This is a genomic window from Pseudomonas fluorescens (assembly GCF_900636825.1).
GTDB lineage: Bacteria > Pseudomonadota > Gammaproteobacteria > Pseudomonadales > Pseudomonadaceae > Aquipseudomonas > Aquipseudomonas fluorescens_BG.
Genome location: NZ_LR134318.1, coordinates 4,254,804 through 4,272,677, shown reverse-complemented (window position 1 = coordinate 4,272,677; position 17,874 = coordinate 4,254,804). Strand labels below are relative to the sequence as shown.

General features: G+C 59.4%; 13 protein-coding genes. 8 read left to right on the top strand and 5 right to left on the bottom strand.

Annotated features, from left to right (window positions below):
- Positions 1-14 precede the first annotated feature (14 nt).
- From EL257_RS19300 to EL257_RS19285, 4 genes are all read left to right on the top strand, one after another.
- Complete coding sequence (locus tag EL257_RS19300) at positions 15-617, top strand: DsbA family protein (protein WP_172604562.1); 603 nt, start codon at positions 15-17, stop codon at positions 615-617.
- Positions 610-2,427: an ABC transporter ATP-binding protein gene (locus EL257_RS19295; RefSeq protein WP_126365309.1), complete on the top strand. Its 1,818-nt coding sequence runs from the start codon at positions 610-612 to the stop codon at positions 2,425-2,427. The genes EL257_RS19300 and EL257_RS19295 overlap by 8 nt, the downstream gene beginning before the upstream one ends.
- 312 nt (positions 2,428-2,739) lie before the next feature.
- Positions 2,740-5,199 carry an EAL domain-containing protein gene (locus tag EL257_RS19290; RefSeq protein WP_126365307.1) on the top strand — a complete coding sequence of 820 codons (2,460 nt, stop codon included), beginning with the start codon at positions 2,740-2,742 and terminating at the stop codon, positions 5,197-5,199.
- A gap of 79 nt (positions 5,200-5,278) precedes the next feature.
- On the top strand, positions 5,279-6,040 hold the full coding sequence (locus tag EL257_RS19285) for a TenA family transcriptional regulator (protein ID WP_419866585.1): 762 nt from the start codon (positions 5,279-5,281) through the stop codon (positions 6,038-6,040).
- 134 nt (positions 6,041-6,174) lie between these two features.
- On the opposite strand, the gene EL257_RS19280 is transcribed toward EL257_RS19285, so the two are convergent.
- The 5 genes from EL257_RS19280 to EL257_RS19260 all read right to left on the bottom strand — a co-directional run bounded on the left by EL257_RS19280 (position 6,175) and on the right by EL257_RS19260 (position 11,082).
- Positions 6,175-7,101, bottom strand: coding sequence for a GGDEF domain-containing protein (locus EL257_RS19280; RefSeq protein WP_126365303.1), 927 nt, complete (start codon positions 7,099-7,101; stop codon positions 6,175-6,177).
- A 362-nt stretch (positions 7,102-7,463) separates the two neighbouring features.
- Positions 7,464-8,204: a YciK family oxidoreductase gene (locus tag EL257_RS19275; protein ID WP_126365301.1), complete on the bottom strand. Its 741-nt coding sequence runs from the start codon at positions 8,202-8,204 to the stop codon at positions 7,464-7,466.
- A 110-nt stretch (positions 8,205-8,314) separates the two neighbouring features.
- On the bottom strand, positions 8,315-8,986 hold the full coding sequence (gene mupP, locus EL257_RS19270; RefSeq protein WP_126365299.1) for an N-acetylmuramic acid 6-phosphate phosphatase MupP: 672 nt from the start codon (positions 8,984-8,986) through the stop codon (positions 8,315-8,317).
- A 4-nt stretch (positions 8,987-8,990) separates the two neighbouring features.
- Positions 8,991-9,689 (bottom strand): bifunctional 2-polyprenyl-6-hydroxyphenol methylase/3-demethylubiquinol 3-O-methyltransferase UbiG, encoded by a 699-nt coding sequence (ubiG, locus tag EL257_RS19265; protein WP_007908399.1) that lies wholly within the window; start codon positions 9,687-9,689, stop codon positions 8,991-8,993.
- A 58-nt stretch (positions 9,690-9,747) separates the two neighbouring features.
- Positions 9,748-11,082 (bottom strand): TRZ/ATZ family hydrolase, encoded by a 1,335-nt coding sequence (locus EL257_RS19260; RefSeq protein WP_126365297.1) that lies wholly within the window; start codon positions 11,080-11,082, stop codon positions 9,748-9,750.
- 108 nt (positions 11,083-11,190) lie between these two features.
- Between EL257_RS19260 and mtnA the strand changes: the two genes are divergently transcribed.
- The 4 genes from mtnA to pheA all read left to right on the top strand — a co-directional run bounded on the left by mtnA (position 11,191) and on the right by pheA (position 17,866).
- Positions 11,191-12,267: an S-methyl-5-thioribose-1-phosphate isomerase gene (mtnA, locus tag EL257_RS19255; RefSeq protein ID WP_126365295.1), complete on the top strand. Its 1,077-nt coding sequence runs from the start codon at positions 11,191-11,193 to the stop codon at positions 12,265-12,267.
- 433 nt (positions 12,268-12,700) lie between these two features.
- Positions 12,701-15,475, top strand: coding sequence for a DNA gyrase subunit A (gene gyrA / locus EL257_RS19245; RefSeq protein WP_126365293.1), 2,775 nt, complete (start codon positions 12,701-12,703; stop codon positions 15,473-15,475).
- A 211-nt stretch (positions 15,476-15,686) separates the two neighbouring features.
- Entirely contained in the window at positions 15,687-16,772 is a 1,086-nt protein-coding gene (gene serC, locus EL257_RS19240) for a 3-phosphoserine/phosphohydroxythreonine transaminase (protein ID WP_126365291.1), read from the top strand.
- Complete coding sequence (pheA, locus tag EL257_RS19235) at positions 16,772-17,866, top strand: prephenate dehydratase (protein ID WP_126365289.1); 1,095 nt, start codon at positions 16,772-16,774, stop codon at positions 17,864-17,866. The genes serC and pheA overlap by 1 nt, the downstream gene beginning before the upstream one ends.
- Positions 17,867-17,874: the final 8 nt, after the last annotated feature.

Sequence of the window (17,874 nt, the reverse complement as noted above, 5' to 3'; positions counted from 1 at the left end):
ATGTGATGGATCCGATGTGTTCGTGGTGCTGGGGTTTTGCTCCGGTGGCCAAGGCACTGGTCGAGCAGGCGCAGGCAGCGGGTGTCGAACTGCATCTGGTGGTCGGCGGTTTGCGCACCGGCAGTGGTTCGGCGCTGGAGCCGACCACGCGGCGCTACATTCTTGAACACTGGCAAGCGGTCACCGAGGCCACCGGCCAGCCGTTCAAGCTGGAGGGCGCGCTGCCCGACGGTTTTGTCTACGACACCGAGCCTGCCTGCCGCGCGATCGTCACCGCGCGCAGTCTGGCGCCGGATTGCGCGTGGACGCTGGTGGGCCTGATCCAGCAGGCGTTTTATGTCGAAGGGCGCGACGTCACTCAAGCCAGCGTACTGGTCGAACTGGCCGAGCAGGCCGGTGTGCCGCGTATCGAATTTGCCGCGTTGTTCGATCATGCCGAGCAACACAAAGCGACGCAGGCCGATTTCAGTTGGGTGCAGGATCTCGGCATCGCCGGTTTCCCGACCCTGCTGGCCGAGCGCAATGGTCAATTGGCGTTGCTGACCAACGGCTACCAACCGCTTAGCGAGCTGTCGCCGTTGCTCGGCCGCTGGCTGGAGCGTGCGGCCTGTGTCTGACCGGGCCGATGACACGCCAGCCGTAAAGCGTGTCGACCGGCTGAGCTGGGCTGAAGTCCGGCGACTGGCACTTCATCACAAAAAATCCCTGTGGATCGCCAACGGCGTGGCCGTGCTGGCGACGCTGTGCAGCGTGCCGATTCCGTTGCTGCTGCCGTTGCTGGTCGACGAAGTCTTGCTTGGCCACGGTGATGCCGCGCTGAAGGTCATGAATCACTTTCTGCCGAGCATGTGGCAGCAAGCGGCGGGTTACATCGGTTTGATGCTGGTGGTCACGCTGACCTTGCGTTGCAGCGCTTTGTGCTTTGGCGTGTTGCAGTCGCGGCTGTTCGCACGGCTGGCCAAGGACATCGTCTATCGCATTCGCGTGCGTCTGATCGAACGGCTCAAGCGGATTTCCCTGGGAGAATACGAAAGCCTCGGCAGCGGCACGGTGACTACGCATCTGGTCACCGATCTGGATACACTCGACAAATTTGTCGGCGAAACCCTCAGCCGCTTCCTCGTGGCGATGCTCACGCTGGTCGGCACCGCCAGCATTCTGATGTGGATGCACTGGAAACTGGCGCTGCTGATTCTGCTGTTCAATCCGCTGGTGATCTACGCCACGGTGCAACTGGGCAAACGCGTCAAGCATCTGAAGAAACTCGAGAACGACAGCACGTCGCGATTCACTCAGGCGCTGAGCGAAACTCTGGATGCGATTCAGGAAGTGCGCGCCGGCAATCGCCAGGGCTATTTCCTTGGACGCCTCGGCTTGCGTGCCCAGGAAGTGCGTAACTATGCGATCAATTCGCAGTGGAAAACCGACGCCTCCAACCGCGCCAGCGGTCTGCTGTTCCAATTCGGCATCGACATTTTTCGCGCGGCGGCCATGCTCACGGTGCTGTTCTCGGATCTGTCGATCGGCCAGATGCTCGCGGTGTTCAGCTACCTGTGGTTCATGATCGGGCCGGTGGAACAACTGCTGAACCTGCAATACGCCTATTACGCTGCCGGCGGTGCCCTGTCGCGGATCAACGAATTGCTGGCGCGGGCCGATGAGCCGCGGTATCCCGGCGGGGTCGATCCGTTCAAGGGCCGTGACACCGTCGGTATTCAGATTCAGGGCCTGAGCTTCGGTTACGGCGATGAACTGGTGCTGGATCAGCTCGATCTGTCCATCGCGCCCGGTGAAAAAGTCGCGATTGTCGGTGCCAGTGGTGGCGGTAAAAGCACCCTCGTGCAGTTGCTGCTCGGGCTGTACACGCCATTGTCCGGAACCATCCGCTTCGGCGGTTCGACGCAACAGGAGATCGGCCTGGAAACGGTCCGGGAAAACGTTGCCGTGGTCTTGCAACATCCGGCGTTGTTCAACGACACCGTGCGCGCGAATCTGACCATGGGCCGCATGCGCAGCGACGAAGCCTGTTGGCAAGCGCTGGAGATTGCTCAGCTGGAGCCGGCGATACGTGCACTGCCGGACGGCCTCGACAGTATCGTCGGCCGTTCCGGTGTGCGTTTGTCCGGCGGGCAACGCCAACGCCTGGCGATAGCGCGAATGATCCTGGCCGAGCCGAAAGTGGTAATCCTCGACGAAGCCACATCGGCCCTGGACGCCGCCACCGAGTACAACCTGCACCAGGCCATGGCGCGCTTTCTCAACGGCCGCACCACCCTGATCATTGCCCACCGCTTGTCAGCGGTGAAGCAAGCCGATCGGGTGCTGGTGTTTGATGGCGGACAAGTGGCCGAGGATGGCGACCATCAGCAACTCATCGCTGATGGTGGCTTGTACGCCAAGCTTTATGGGCATTTGCAGCGGTTGTAGCTCATCTCCAAAAAACTTCCCCAGTTCTGCACCCTGCGCATCCAAAGACCGGCCAGGAGATCAAATTCGTCCGATAGCGCTTGATGAATTGAGGCTTGCGGCGGCTCAGGTTTTGAAATGACCTTTGGAGTCGATGAGGGGTCCGATTGCATGATTTCATCTCTTTGCGGGATGAATGACAAACCACAGTTGATCCGGGCGGTAGATCACGCCATCGAGATAACGTCGCTTGCCTAGAGTGGCAACCCCACCTAGTCTCGTCTTAGCGATTTCGTCCGGAAGACGAGCGGGCAGTGCTTACCAAGGAATCTCATGAATCAAAAGCGGACTCTGGGGACCCCACGGTTGTTGGGCATCGTCTGGCCATTTATTGCCGTCGTGGTGTTTCAGGCCATATTGGGAGGGGTCAGTCTTTATGTGCTCTCGGCCGTGCGCGGCTATGTCGCAGGCGAGAGCCTCTGGTCCAAAGGCCAGAAAGACGCGATCTACTACCTGAACCTGTATGCCGACAGTCGCGACGAAGCTATTTTTCACAAGTACACGGACGCGATTGCGGTGCCGCAAGGCGGGCACCAGTTGCGGTTGGCGCTGGATCGCCAGCCGCCTGATCTCCCGGCTGCACGAGAGGGCATTCTCAAAGGTGGAAACCATCCAGACGATGTCTCCAGCCTGATCTGGTTGTATTTGAATTTCCGTCATTTCAGTTATCTGGAGACGGCCATCGATCGCTGGACGCTGGGCGATGCTTACCTGGTCGAGCTGGACGCGGTAGCGCAGGAAATGCATCGCAACATTGTCGGGAATGTTGCCACGGACGCTGATATTCGCCACTGGAAGGCGCGCATCTTCGCCATCAATGACGGCGTGACGCCTGCAGCGAAAGCCTTCAGCGATGCGCTGGGCGAAGGCTCGCGCATGATCATGCGGCTGTTGCTGTTCACAAACCTGGCAACGGCGCTGGGGTTGATCATGCTGGCCCTGCTGCGTACCCACAAACTGCTCAAGCAGCGCCACGCCTTTGCCGAGGCGCTGCAACTGGAAAAGGATCGCGCGCACGTGACGCTGCAATCAATCGGCGACGGGGTCATCACCACCGACGTCAACGGCGCGATCGACTATATGAACCCTGCCGCCGAAGCCATGACGCACTGGAAGGCCGAGCAGGCCGCCGGTCTGCCGCTGGCTTCGCTGTTCAACTTGCTGGACGACAATGCCCAGGCGGAAGGCCTGACCCTGATCGAGCATATTCTCAGCGGCAAGCTCAGCGGTGGCAGCGAGCATTCAAAGTTGATCCAGCGTCTGGATGGCAGCACGGTGTCGGTGACCCTGGTCGGTGCGCCGATCCGCAATGCTGGCAAGGTCAGCGGCACGGTGCTGGTGCTGCATGACATGACGCAGGAACGTCAGTACATCGCCAATCTGTCGTGGCAGGCCACCCACGATGCATTGACCGGGCTGGCCAACCGGCGCGAGTTCGAATATCGCCTGGAGCAGGCGTTGCACAATCTGACACGCCAGGCCGGTCGGCACGCGTTGATGTTCCTCGATCTGGATCAATTCAAACTGGTCAACGACACCTGCGGCCATGCGGCGGGCGATGAGTTGTTGCGGCATATCTGCACGTTGCTGCAATCAGGTTTGCGTGAGGGTGACACCCTGGCGCGGCTGGGCGGTGACGAGTTCGGCATCTTGCTGGAGAACTGCTCGCTGGAGGCGGCGGAAAAGATCGCCGAGAGCTTGCGGCAGACGGTGCAAAACCTCCACTTTGTGTGGAAGGGACGGCCGTTCCTGACCACTGTCAGCATCGGTCTGGTCCACATTGCCCAGACCCCGACGACCCTCGAAGCCTCACTGCGCGCCGCCGACATGGCCTGCTACATGGCCAAAGAGAAAGGGCGCAACCGCGTGCAGGTGTATCACGCCGATGACTCCGAATTGTCCCTGCGTTTTGGCGAAATGGCGTGGGTGCAGCGCCTGCATATGGCGCTGGAAGAAGACCGCTTTTGTCTGTACGCCCAAGAGATTGCTCCTCTCAAACCTCAGGCCGGTAAAGGTGCGCACATCGAGATTTTGTTGCGCTTACATGATGAAGCCGGTCGGATGATTTTGCCTGACAGCTTTATCCCGGCGGCCGAACGTTATGGTTTGATGAGTCAGTTGGATCGTTGGGTAGTGCAAAACGTATTTAAGGTAATTGCTCAATGTATTGCCCAGGAACATGATGAGCCTTTGGCAATGTGTGCGATTAATCTGTCAGGCATTACTATAGGAGATGACGCGTTTTTGCACTTCCTGCGAGAGCAGTTTGTTAACTACGCAATTCCGCCTGAAATGATTTGTTTTGAAATTACAGAAACCAGTGCAATTTCAAATCTGGGCAGCGCAATTAGATTTATTAATGAACTCAAAGGGTTAGGGTGCTATTTCTCCTTAGATGACTTTTGTGCCGGAATGTCTTCATTCGCTTATCTGAAACATTTACCTGTAGACTTCCTGAAGATCGACGGGAGTTTCGTTAAGGACATGCTGGACGACCCGATTAACCGCGCAATGGTCGAAGTGATCAATCACATCGGGCATGTCATGGGTAAGCAGACAATTGCGGAGTTCGTTGAAACAACTCAGATCGAGCAGGCCTTGCTTGAAATTGGCGTGGACTTCGCTCAGGGTTATGTCATAGAACGTCCGCAGTTGTTTACCTGTGACAGTTTGCAAAGTCGCCCCGCCAGACCGCAGCCGCTGTTATTCAAAGCGCCTGGCACGTTCCGTTGAAATCTCCAGCCGATCCTTATAATCACAAATCAAAAGGAGCCGAACAGTGATCGACACATTCAATCGAACCGGACCCCTCATGGAAGCTGCAAGTTATCCTGGCTGGGCACAACAGCTCATTCAGGATTGCAGCGAGAGCAAGCGCCGGGTTGTCGAACATGAACTTTACTTGCGCATGCGTGATAACAAGCTCAGTGCCAAGACCATGCGTCAGTACCTGATCGGGGGTTGGCCGGTCGTTGAGCAGTTTGCGTTGTACATGGCGCAGAATCTCACCAAGACGCGGTTTGCCCGTCACCCGGGCGAAGACATGGCGCGACGCTGGCTGATGCGTAACATCCGCGTCGAACTCAATCATGCTGATTATTGGGTGCATTGGAGCCGAGCGCACGGTGTAAGCCTGGAAGACCTTCAGGCTCAGCAAGTGCCGCCTGAGTTGCACGCGCTGAGTCACTGGTGCTGGCACACCAGTTCTGCCGATTCGCTGATTGTCGCCATTGCCGCGACCAACTATGCGATCGAAGGCGCGACCGGGGAGTGGTCAGCGGTCGTCTGTTCCACGGGCGTCTATGCTGCGGCGTTTCCAGAGGAGGACCGCAAGCGTGCAATGAAATGGTTGAAAATGCATGCCCAGTACGATGACGCCCATCCATGGGAAGCGCTCGAAATCATCTGCACATTGGCCGGGATGAATCCGAGCCTGGCATTGCAGGCCGAACTGCGCCAGGCCATCTGCAAAAGCTATGACTATATGTTCCTGTTTCTGGAGCGCTGCATGCAGCTTGAAGGTTCAGAGCGTCTGCTGGTCAGCCGAGAGCGCAGGGCAGTAGTCGAGAGCTGATGTACTCGCACACCGCGTAAAATGCAGGAGTGAGCCTGCTCGCGAAAGCGGCCTATCCGTCAACTCATCGTTGAAGGTCAGATCGTCATCGCGAGCAGGCTCACTCCTGCAGCGTTTTGTGTCGGGTGAAAAACCTAGCCCGCCATCGTCAACCGGTTCCGGCCTTCACGCTTGGCGACATACAAGGCGTTGTCGGCGCGACGTAGCAGGCTGTCGGCCGATTCACCCGGCAACAGCGTCGAACAGCCGAGGCTGACCGTTAGCTCGATCAACTTGCCATCCGCATAATATTCGGCGGCCTGGGTCGCGTAGCGCAGCCGCTCGCCGACCATGGCTGCGGCGTCGCGGTTGGTGTTGGACAGCAGAATCAAAAACTCTTCGCCGCCGTAGCGGAACACCATATCGACATTGCGCAACTGCGCCTTGATGGTGGCGGCCATCGCCTTGAGCACGTCATCGCCGGCGCCGTGACCATGGCTATCGTTGACCCGTTTGAAGTGGTCGATGTCGAGCATCAACAACGATAACGGCTGCTGGTGGCGACGGGACATATCGATTTCGCGTTGCAGCGTCTGCTCCATGGCAATGCGGTTGCCGGCACCGGTCAGCGGATCGCGCAGGGCGCTTTGTGTCGCCTCGCGATAGAGCAGGGCATTGCGCATCGGATACAGCAAAGAAGACAGCAGCGATTCCAGATGGCCTTGCTCCTGATCACTGAAGCGCTGATTGCGGCGAAACACCACTTCGCCCATATGCTCGCCTTCGTGGCTCAGGGTATAGCTGATCGAGTGGTGGCCGCGGGTGCCGAACTCCAGGCGCAACTCGCTGCCCTTGTGCACATAGCTCAGCGCATCGAGCGGCACCAGGCGCTGAACTTCGCGGAAAAACAGGCCGAGGATACGTTGCGGTTCAAGGCTGGTCTGCAGTTGCAGGCTCATTTGCTGGCGCAGTTGCGCCAGGCTGGTCGGTCGCTCCAGCAGCGGAGGCAGTCGACCAAAGCCCAGGCGTTGCAATTTGGCACTGTCAAAGTCAATTGCATTGGTCTGGGAGGGTGATTTCATATGGCGTGAGCCCCTAAGCAGTAAGTCTGTCTTACAGGCTGGGTGAGAGCGGCTATGGGCTGCGCGTCATACTGATCCATCAGTCCCGTAGGACGTTTGGCGTAAGTCTAGTCTGCCGGCTGACGATAAGTAAGCTATCGAAACCGGTCTTGCCCCATTGCCTTCACACGGCATGCTTCGAGGAAATTTAGAGCGAAAGTCATGCTATTCAGTTCGTTTTTATTTAAACCTTTGTGAATCAAAGGCTTGGAAGGTTTCCGCGATGACGAGTGCTGGGAAATTGACTAACTTAGGTTGCCTGCAAGCGGCAAAGACGCGCCGCGGCAGGAATCTGCCGCGGCAACAAAAGCGACGTATGGCAGCTATTGCGCGTTGAATGCCTGGCCGTTGATGCCGGTGCTGTCCGGGCCCATCAGGTAAAGGTAGACCGGCATGATCTCCTCGGGCGTCGGGTTATTCAGCGGGTTTTCCCCCGGATAGGCCTGCGCGCGCATGCTGGTGCGCGTGCCGCCCGGGTTGATGCTGTTGGAGCGGACCGGCGCTACGCCCTCGACTTCGTCGGCCAGCGTTTGCATCAAACCTTCGGTGGCGAACTTCGATACGCCATAGGCGCCCCAGTAAGCCCGACCCTTGCGCCCGACGCTGCTGGAGGTGAATACCACCGAAGCATCCTGCGACAGCTTCAGCAGCGGCAGCAGCGTGCTGGTCAGCATGAACATCGCGTTGACGTTGACCTGCATGACGCGCATGAAGTTTTCGCCGGACAGTTGCTCGATCGGCGTGCGCGGGCCAATGATCGAAGCGTTGTGCAGCAAGCCGTCGAGGTGGCCGAACTCGGTCTCGATCATTGCCGCCAGTTCGTCGTATTGATGAGGGAGGGCGGTTTCAAGGTTGAACGGAATCACTGCTGGCTGGGGATGACCGGCGGCTTCGATTTCATCATAAACCTGGGTCAGATTGGCTTCGGTCTTGCCCAGCAGCAGCACAGTCGCACCGTGGGCCGCATAGGTTTTCGCCGCAGCCGCACCAATGCCACGCCCGGCACCGGTGACCAGAATGACCCGATCCTTGAGCAATTCAGGGCGAGCGGAGTAATCAAACATACAAACCTCATAATCCATTAATAGCTAAAAGATCGCATCCTGCGGCAGCTCCTACAACTGTAGGAGCTGCCGCAGGCTCGGGCCGCGTTCGGACGATCTTTTGACTTTGATCAGCAGCTGCAAAGCGCGCTATCGAGCACTTTGCGCAACTCCGACGGATGATCCACCACCACGTCCGCACCCCAATGCCGTGGGTTGTCGTCCGGGTGAATATAGCCGTAGGTCACCGCAGCGGTTTTGGTGCCGGCGTCGCGGCCCGATTCGATATCGCGCAGATCATCGCCGACAAACAGCACCGTCGATGGATCCAGATCAAGCGTCTTGCACGCCAGGATCAATGGCTCCGGATCCGGTTTGCTGTTCTTGACGTGGTCCGGGCAGATCAGCAGTGCCGATCGCTCGGCCAACCCCAGCCGCTGCATGATCGGCTCGGCGAAACGCACCGGTTTGTTGGTCACCACGCCCCAGATCAGGTTGGCCTTTTCGATGTCGGCGAGCAGTTCGCCCATGCCGTCGAACAGTTTGCTGTGGACGGCGCAGCCGACCAGGTAGCGCTCGAGAAACTCCAGGCGCAGCGCTTCGAAACCGGGCGATTCCGGGTCCATCGAAAAGGTCACCGCGACCATGGCTTTGGCGCCGCCGGAAATCTCGTCGCGGATGTGCCTGTCGTTGATCGGCGGCAAGCCACGATCCGCGCGCATTGCCTGGCAGATGGCAATGAAGTCCGGCGCCGTGTCGAGCAGGGTGCCGTCCATGTCGAAAAGAACTGCTCTGATGGCCATCGGCTTATTCCTCGCGCAGGGTCTGGATCATGTAGTTGACGTCAACGTCGTTGGCCAGCTTGTAGTGCTTGGTCAGCGGGTTGTAGGTCAGGCCGATGATGTCCTTGACGGTCAGGCCGGCCATGCGGCTCCAGGCGCCGAGCTCGGACGGGCGAATGAATTTCTTGAAATCGTGCGTGCCGCGCGGCAGCAGTTTCATGATGTATTCAGCGCCGATGATCGCGAACAGATAGGCCTTCGGGTTGCGGTTGATGGTCGAAAAGAACACTTGGCCGCCCGGCTTGACCATGCGGAAGCAAGCGCGGATGACCGACGACGGATCCGGCACGTGCTCAAGCATTTCCAGGCAAGTGACCACGTCGAATTGCTCAGGCATTTCTTCGGCCAGAGCTTCGGCGGTGATCTGCCGGTATTCGACGCTGACGCCGGATTCGAGCTGATGCAGTTGCGCCACCGCCAACGGCGCTTCGCCCATGTCGATGCCCATCACCGTAGCGCCGCGCTGGGCCATGGCTTCACTGAGGATGCCGCCGCCGCAACCGACGTCGAGGACCTTCTTGCCAGCCAGATTGACGCGCTCATCGATCCAGTTGACCCGCAGCGGGTTGATGTCGTGCAGCGGCTTGAATTCGCTCTCACGGTCCCACCAGCGATGGGCCAGGGCTTCGAATTTGGCGATTTCGGCGTGGTCGACGTTGCTCATGTTCACTTCCTCTAAACTTTTAAAAAGGCTGTAGCCCCGGCGTCTTGCGCCGGGGTGTTTACGATTCGGTGTGGCCGCTGATGCGCTCGCCCCAGGCCCGCGCGGTGGCGCTCAACTGCTGTTCGTCGAGGCGGGTCAGGCGCCGCTCATCAAGCAACTGTTTGCCCGCTACCCAAAGGTGTTTGACGCAATCGCGACCGGTGGCATAGATCAGTTGCGATACCGGGTCATAGACCGGTTGCTGCGCCAGCCCCGACAGATCGAAGGCGACGATGTCGGCGGCTTTGCCAATCTCCAGCGAACCGACCTGAGCTTCGATCCCCAACGCACGGGCGCCGTTGAGCGTGGCCATGCGCAACGCGCGATGGGCATCCAGCGCGGTGGCTGAACCGGCGACGGCTTTTGCCAGCAGGGCCGCGGTGCGGGTTTCGCCAAGCAGATCGAGGTCATTGTTGCTCGCTGCGCCGTCGGTGCCGATCGCCACATTGACGCCAGCCTGCCACAAACGCTCCACCGGGCAGAAGCCGCTGGCCAGTTTGAGATTGGATTCCGGGCAGTGGATGACGCTGGTGTTGCTTTCTACCAGCAGTGCCAGGTCGTCATCGCTGATCTGCGTCATGTGCACCGCCTGGAAGCGTGGCCCGAGCAGACCGAGACGACGCAGGCGGGCCAGTGGTCGTTCGCCGGTTTGTTCGACCGCCTGCTGCACTTCGAACGCGGTTTCATGCACGTGCATGTGGATCGAGGCGTCCAGCTCTTCGGCGATCACGCGGATTTTTTCCAGGTTCTCGTCGCCGACGGTGTACGGTGCATGTGGACCGAAAGTGATCTTGATCCGATCGTGATGCTTGAGGTCGCCGAACAACTCGACGCCCTGACGAATGGCTTCATCGGCGCTGCTGGCGCCGGGGATCGGGAAATCGAGGATCGGAATCGCGATTTGCGCGCGGATGCCGCTGTTGTGCACGCGTTCGCTGGCGACTTTCGGGAAGAAATACATGTCCGAGAAACAGCTGATGCCGCCCTTGATCTGCTCGGCGATGGCCAGATCGGTGCCGTCACGGACGAAATCCTCATCGACCCATTTGGCTTCGGCCGGCCAGATGTGGTTTTCCAGCCAGGTCATCAGCGGCAGATCATCGGCCAGGCCGCGGAACAGCGTCATCGCGGCATGCCCGTGGGCGTTGATCAGGCCCGGAGCGAGCAGCACGTCCGGCAACTCGCGTGTTTCGCCGGCGTCGCACTTCAGTGCTTCGGCGCGCGGGCCGATAAACACGATGCGACCATCGCGAATGCCCAGGCCATGCTCTTTGAGCACGACGCCAGCGGGTTCGACGGGTACCAGCCAGGTCGGCAGCAATAATAAGTCGAGCGCAATGGCAGGTTTCGGCATCGAGGGTCGGTTCCAGTGCTTTTGTAAAGGATGGCGAAGTATACCCGAGCGTCTTGGCGGGGGGATCGCTATAATCGGCGGCTTTTGTTCATGAGTGCGGGGTGTGGGATGCGCGATCGACTGTTGGCTGCGGAGAAAGTGAAGGCCATCGAGTGGCGAGACGGCGCGCTGCACCTGCTGGATCAGCGTATTTTGCCGTTCGAGGAAACCTGGATTGCATACACCAGCGCCGCTGGCGTGGCCGAGGCGATTCGCTCGATGGTGGTGCGTGGCGCGCCGGCCATCGGCATCAGCGCGGCCTATGGCATCGTTCTCGCCGCGCGTGCGCGGATCGCTGAAGGTGGCGACTGGTATGCGGCCCTGGAAGAGGATTTCGCGTTGTTGGCCGGGTCGCGTCCGACCGCGGTCAACCTGTTCTGGGCGCTCGGCCGCATGCATGATCGTCTCGATCGCTTGAAAAATCATGCCGATCCGCTGGCGGCGCTGGAGGCTGAAGCCGTCGCCATTCATGAAAGCGACCGTGAAGCCAACCTGACCATGGCGCAGCTTGGCGTCGACCTGATCCGTAAACATCAGGGCAACGCCCAGGCGATTCTGACCCATTGCAATACCGGGGCGCTGGCTACCGGCGGTTTCGGCACCGCGCTGGGCGTGATCCGCGCCGCTTATATAGAAGGCATGGTCGAGCGTGTTTACGCCGACGAAACCCGGCCGTGGCTGCAGGGCTCGCGTCTGACGGCGTGGGAGTTGGCTAACGAAGGCATCCCGGTGACGCTGAATGCTGACTCGGCCGCTGCGCACATCATGAAGACCAAGGGCGTGACCTGGGTAATTGTCGGCGCCGACCGCATCACCGCCAATGGTGACGTGGCCAACAAGATCGGTACCTATCAACTGGCGGTCAACGCCATGCACCACGGCGTGCGTTTCATGGTGGTGGCGCCGAGTTCGACCATCGACATGAACCTGGCCAGCGGCGACGACATCCCGATTGAAGAGCGTGACGGCGCCGAGTTGCTCGAAGTCGGCGGCAAGCGTGTCGGTGCCGACGTTGAAGCGTTCAACCCGGTATTCGATGTCACCCCGGCGGATCTGATCGACGCGATCGTTACCGAGAAAGGCATCGTCGAACGCCCGGACACCGCGAAAATGGCCCAGCTGATGTGCCGCAAGCGCCTGCATTGATGCGGTGATATTCAATGTAGGAGCTGCCGAAGGCTGCGATCTTTTGATGTTGTTTTCAGACGACAAGGTCAAAAGATCGCAGCCTTCGGCAGCTCCTACAGGTGTGCGTCCCCCTAAAAGTCAATAAACATCGCTAATCCAAGCCGCAAATCTACATTCAAACAAGCTCTGAGCCTCTCTCGTCCCCGTTAAGCCTGTCATCGGTCAACTAACTATGCTCCATGCGCGTCTGGGGGATAGGTGCGTGGCGGCTCTTGTGATAACATCCGGCGTTTTCCGAGGCGGCTTCACGAAGCTGTCTTTACTGCGCAAATCCACGATCCAATGTTGATTTGTCGTAAGTCGGCGCATGGCACTCGGCCGGCCCCGACGAGCTTCGTTGCTCCCACATGGATATGACGAAGTTTCACCAGAAAAAGGAATCAGGCTTCTCATGGGCGAACTGGCCAAAGAAATCCTCCCGGTCAATATCGAAGACGAGCTGAAACAGTCCTACCTCGACTACGCAATGAGCGTGATCGTCGGCCGTGCACTGCCGGATGCGCGCGATGGCCTCAAGCCCGTGCACCGTCGCGTACTGTTCGCGATGAGCGAGCTGGGCAACGACTACAACAAGCCGTACAAGAAATCTGCCCGTGTTGTCGGCGACGTGATCGGTAAGTATCACCCGCACGGTGACACTGCCGTGTACGACACCATCGTTCGTATGGCTCAGCCTTTCTCCCTGCGCTACCTGCTGGTAGACGGTCAGGGCAACTTCGGTTCGGTGGACGGCGATAACGCCGCGGCCATGCGATACACCGAAGTGCGCATGACCAAGCTGGCGCACGAGCTGCTGGCTGACCTGCACAAAGAAACCGTGGACTGGGTGCCGAACTACGACGGCACCGAAATGATCCCGGCGGTCATGCCGACCCGTATTCCCAACCTGCTGGTCAACGGCTCCAGCGGTATCGCCGTGGGCATGGCGACCAACATTCCGCCGCACAACCTCGGTGAAGTCATCGACGGTTGCCTGGCACTCATCGACAACCCTGAGCTGACCGTCGATGAGCTGATGCAGTACATCCCCGGTCCGGACTTCCCGACCGCCGCGATCATCAATGGTCGCGCCGGCATCATCGAAGCCTACCGCACCGGTCGCGGGCGCATTTACATGCGTGCCCGCTCGATCATCGAAGACATCGACAAGGTCGGTGGCCGTCAGCAGATCGTTATCACCGAACTGCCGTACCAGCTGAACAAGGCTCGTCTGATCGAGAAGATCGCCGAGCTGGTCAAAGAGAAGAAGCTCGAAGGCATCACCGAACTGCGCGACGAGTCCGACAAGGACGGTATGCGCGTGGTGATCGAACTGCGTCGCGGCGAAGTGCCGGAGGTGATCCTCAACAACCTCTACGCGCAGACCCAGCTGCAATCGGTATTTGGCATCAACATCGTTGCGCTGATCGATGGTCGTCCACGGATCCTCAATCTCAAGGATCTGCTGGAAGCCTTCGTCCGTCACCGCCGCGAAGTCGTTACCCGCCGTACTGTGTTCGAACTGCGCAAGGCGCGCGAACGTGGTCACATCCTCGAAGGTCAGGCCGTTGCGCTGTCGAACATCGACCCGGTCATCGCCCTGATCAAAGCCTCGCCGACGCCGTCGGAAGCGAAAGAAGCGCTGATCAGCACGCCTTGGGAATCCTCGGCAGTGGTCGCGATGGTTGAACGTGCCGGTGCCGATTCGTGCCGTCCGGAGAACCTCGATCCTCAGTACGGTCTGCGCGAAGGTAAATATTTCCTCTCGCCAGAACAGGCGCAAGCCATTCTCGAACTGCGTCTGCACCGTCTGACCGGTCTGGAACACGAGAAGCTGCTGGCCGAGTATCAAGAGATCCTCAACCAGATCGGCGAGCTGATCCGCATCCTCAACAGCGCCGTGCGCCTGATGGAAGTGATCCGCGAAGAGCTGGAAGTGATTCGCGCCGAATACGGCGATGTGCGTCGCACCGAGATTCTCGATGCCCGTCTCGACCTGACCCTGGGTGACATGATCCCGGAAGAAGAGCGCGTCGTGACCATTTCCCACGGCGGCTACGCCAAGACCCAACCGCTGGCTGCGTACCAGGCTCAGCGTCGTGGCGGTAAAGGCAAGTCGGCCACCGGCGTCAAGGATGAGGATTACATCGCTCACCTGCTGGTTGCCAACAGCCACACCACGCTGCTGCTGTTCTCCAGCAAAGGCAAGGTGTACTGGCTCAAGACCTACGAGATTCCGGAAGCGTCCCGCGCTGCCCGTGGCCGTCCGCTGGTCAACCTGTTGCCGCTGAGCGAAGGCGAATACATCACCACGATGTTGCCGGTCGATCTCGAAGCCATGAAGCGTCAGGCTGACGAAGATGAGGCCGAAGGCGTCGAGGCCGACGTTGAAGACATCGAAAACAGCAACGAAACCGACGAAGAGCGCCGTGCGCGCATCAAGGCTGCCGACCGCAAGAAGGCACCGTTCATCTTCATGTCGACCGCCAACGGTACCGTGAAGAAGACTCCGCTGGTGGCGTTCAGCCGTCAGCGCAGCGTCGGCCTGATCGCGCTGGAGCTGGACGAAGGCGACATTCTGATCTCCGCTGCCATCACCGATGGCGAGCAGGAAATCATGCTGTTCTCCGACGGCGGCAAGGTCACTCGCTTCAAGGAATCCGAAGTTCGCGCCATGGGCCGTACCGCTCGCGGTGTGCGCGGTATGCGTCTGCCGGAAGGGCAGAAGCTGATCTCGATGCTGATTCCGGAAGAGGGCAGCGAAATTCTGACTGCTTCCGAGCGCGGCTACGGCAAGCGCACCTCGATCACCGAATTCCCTGAATACAAGCGTGGCGGTCAGGGCGTGATCGCCATGGTCAGCAACGAGCGTAACGGCCGTCTGGTCGGTGCGGTTCAGGTGCAGGACGGTGAGGAAATCATGCTGATTTCCGATCAGGGCACCCTGGTGCGCACCCGTGTCGACGAAGTGTCGAGCCTGGGTCGTAACACCCAAGGTGTCACGCTGATCAAGCTGGCCAAGGACGAAACCCTGGTCGGGCTGGAGCGGGTTCAGGAGCCTTCGGAAGTCGAGGGTGAAGAGCTTGAGGGTGAAGAGGGCGAGGAATTCGAAGGCACCGTCGGTACCGACGACGCTGGCGAAGACCAGCCACTCGACGCCGCAGCTGACGAAGAACCGCAAGAATAAGCGGGCAACCAAGGGGGCGGATGAGAATTCGCCCCCTTGTTATTTGTCCGGTATGAATTTCCTCTGTAGGAGCTGCCGAAGGCTGCGATCTTTTGATCTTGATGTTAAAAAAACAGGATCAAAAGATCGCAGCCTTCGGCAGCTCCTACAGAGGTAGACCTATCAGATTTACAGATTTTTTGTGTATCACCAAGTCAGAGCGAGATTGGATGTGAGCAAGCGAGCCTATAACTTCTGCGCCGGTCCGGCGGCGCTGCCTGAAGCTGTCCTGCAGCGCGCCCAGGGTGAACTCCTTGATTGGCACGGCAAGGGTCTGTCGGTCATGGAAATGAGCCATCGCAGCGATGAGTTCGTGTCCATTGCCACTCAGGCCGAGCAGGATCTGCGTGACCTGCTGAATATCCCGTCGAACTACAAAGTACTGTTTCTGCAAGGTGGCGCGAGCCAGCAGTTCGCACAGATTCCGCTGAACCTGCTGCCGGAAAATGGCTCGGCCGACTATATCGACACCGGTATCTGGTCGCAGAAAGCCATCGAAGAAGCCTCGCGTTACGGCCACGTCAACGTCGCTGCCACCGCCAAGCCTTACGACTATTTCGCTATCCCTGGCCAGAACGAGTGGAACCTGTCGAAAGACGCCGCTTACGTTCACTACGCGCCGAACGAAACCATCGGCGGTCTGGAGTTCCAGTGGATCCCGGAAACCGGTGACGTGCCGCTGGTGGCCGACATGTCTTCGGACATCCTCTCGCGCCCGGTCGACATTTCGCGTTTCGGCATGATCTACGCCGGCGCGCAAAAGAACATCGGCCCAAGCGGTATCGTCGTCAACATCATTCGCGAAGACCTGCTCGGCAAAGCGCGCTCACTGTGCCCGACCATGCTCAATTACAAGGTCGCGGCCGATAACGGCTCGATGTACAACACGCCGCCGACCCTGGCCTGGTATTTGTCCGGTCTGGTGTTCCAGTGGCTGAAAGAGCAGGGCGGCGTCGAAGCCATTGCCGAGCTCAACGACGTCAAACAGCGCACGCTGTACGACTTCATCGACGCCAGTGGCCTCTACAGCAACCCGATCAACAAGTCAGATCGCTCGTGGATGAACGTGCCATTCCGTCTGGCTGACGATCGTCTGGACAAGCCGTTCCTTGCAGGCGCCGATGAGCGCGGTCTGCTCAACCTCAAGGGCCACCGCTCGGTGGGCGGCATGCGCGCCTCCATCTATAACGCCGTCGACATCACCGCGGTCAACGCGCTGGTGGCGTACATGGCGGAATTCGAGAAGGAACACGGCTGATGTCCGAGCAAGAACTCAAGGCCCTGCGCGTTCGCATTGACGCTCTGGACACTAAAGTCCTCGAGCTGATCAGTGAGCGTGCGCGCTGCGCCCAGGAAGTTGCGCGAGTCAAAATGGCCTCGCTGGCTGAAGGTGAAGTGCCGGTTTTCTACCGTCCCGAGCGTGAAGCGCAGGTGCTCAAGCGGGTGATGGAACGCAATCAGGGGCCGTTGGGCAACGAAGAAATGGCGCGGCTGTTTCGCGAAATCATGTCGTCGTGCCTGGCCCTGGAGCAGCCGCTGAAAGTGGCGTATCTCGGCCCTGAGGGCACCTTCACCCAAGCGGCGGCAATGAAGCACTTCGGCCACGCCGTGATCAGCAAGCCAATGGCGGCGATCGATGAAGTGTTCCGTGAAGTGGCCGCTGGCGCGGTAAATTTCGGCGTGGTGCCGGTGGAGAACTCCACCGAAGGCGCGGTCAATCACACGCTGGACAGCTTTCTCGAACACGACATGGTGATCTGCGGCGAAGTCGAGCTGCGCATTCACCATCATTTGCTGGTCGGCGAAAGCACCAAGACCGACAGCATCAGCCGCATTTATTCCCATGCGCAGTCGCTGGCCCAGTGCCGCAAGTGGCTGGATGCGCATTACCCGAATGTCGAGCGCGTCGCGGTGTCGAGCAACGCCGAAGCCGCCAAGCGCGTCAAAGGCGAGTGGAATTCGGCGGCAATTGCCGGCGACATGGCGGCCGGTCTGTATGGCCTGACGCGACTGGCCGAGAAGATCGAAGATCGTCCGGACAACTCGACGCGCTTCCTGATGATCGGTAACCAGGAAGTACCGCCGACCGGCGACGACAAGACTTCGATCATCGTGTCGATGAGCAACAAACCCGGCGCGCTTCACGAGCTACTGGTGCCTTTCCACGGCAACGGCATCGACCTGACCCGTATCGAAACCCGTCCGTCGCGCAGCGGCAAATGGACCTACGTGTTCTTCATCGACTTCGTCGGCCACCACCGCGATCCGTTGATCAAAGGTGTGCTGGAGAAGATCAGTCAGGAAGCAGTAGCACTCAAAGTGCTGGGTTCCTACCCGAAAGCAGTTCTCTAAGGGCGGTA

Coding starts and splice junctions, on each gene's coding strand:
- EL257_RS19300 (WP_172604562.1), top strand. CDS start 15: ATGTGTTCGTGGTGCTGGGGTTTTGCTCCGGTGGCCAAGGCACTGGTC.
- EL257_RS19290 (WP_126365307.1), top strand. CDS start 2,740: ATGAATCAAAAGCGGACTCTGGGGACCCCACGGTTGTTGGGCATCGTC.
- EL257_RS19285 (WP_419866585.1), top strand. CDS start 5,279: ATGGAAGCTGCAAGTTATCCTGGCTGGGCACAACAGCTCATTCAGGAT.
- EL257_RS19280 (WP_126365303.1), bottom strand. CDS start 7,101: ATGAAATCACCCTCCCAGACCAATGCAATTGACTTTGACAGTGCCAAA.
- EL257_RS19275 (WP_126365301.1), bottom strand. CDS start 8,204: ATGTTTGATTACTCCGCTCGCCCTGAATTGCTCAAGGATCGGGTCATT.
- mupP (WP_126365299.1), bottom strand. CDS start 8,986: ATGGCCATCAGAGCAGTTCTTTTCGACATGGACGGCACCCTGCTCGAC.
- ubiG (WP_007908399.1), bottom strand. CDS start 9,689: ATGAGCAACGTCGACCACGCCGAAATCGCCAAATTCGAAGCCCTGGCC.
- EL257_RS19260 (WP_126365297.1), bottom strand. CDS start 11,082: ATGCCGAAACCTGCCATTGCGCTCGACTTATTATTGCTGCCGACCTGG.
- mtnA (WP_126365295.1), top strand. CDS start 11,191: ATGCGCGATCGACTGTTGGCTGCGGAGAAAGTGAAGGCCATCGAGTGG.
- gyrA (WP_126365293.1), top strand. CDS start 12,701: ATGGGCGAACTGGCCAAAGAAATCCTCCCGGTCAATATCGAAGACGAG.
- pheA (WP_126365289.1), top strand. CDS start 16,772: ATGTCCGAGCAAGAACTCAAGGCCCTGCGCGTTCGCATTGACGCTCTG.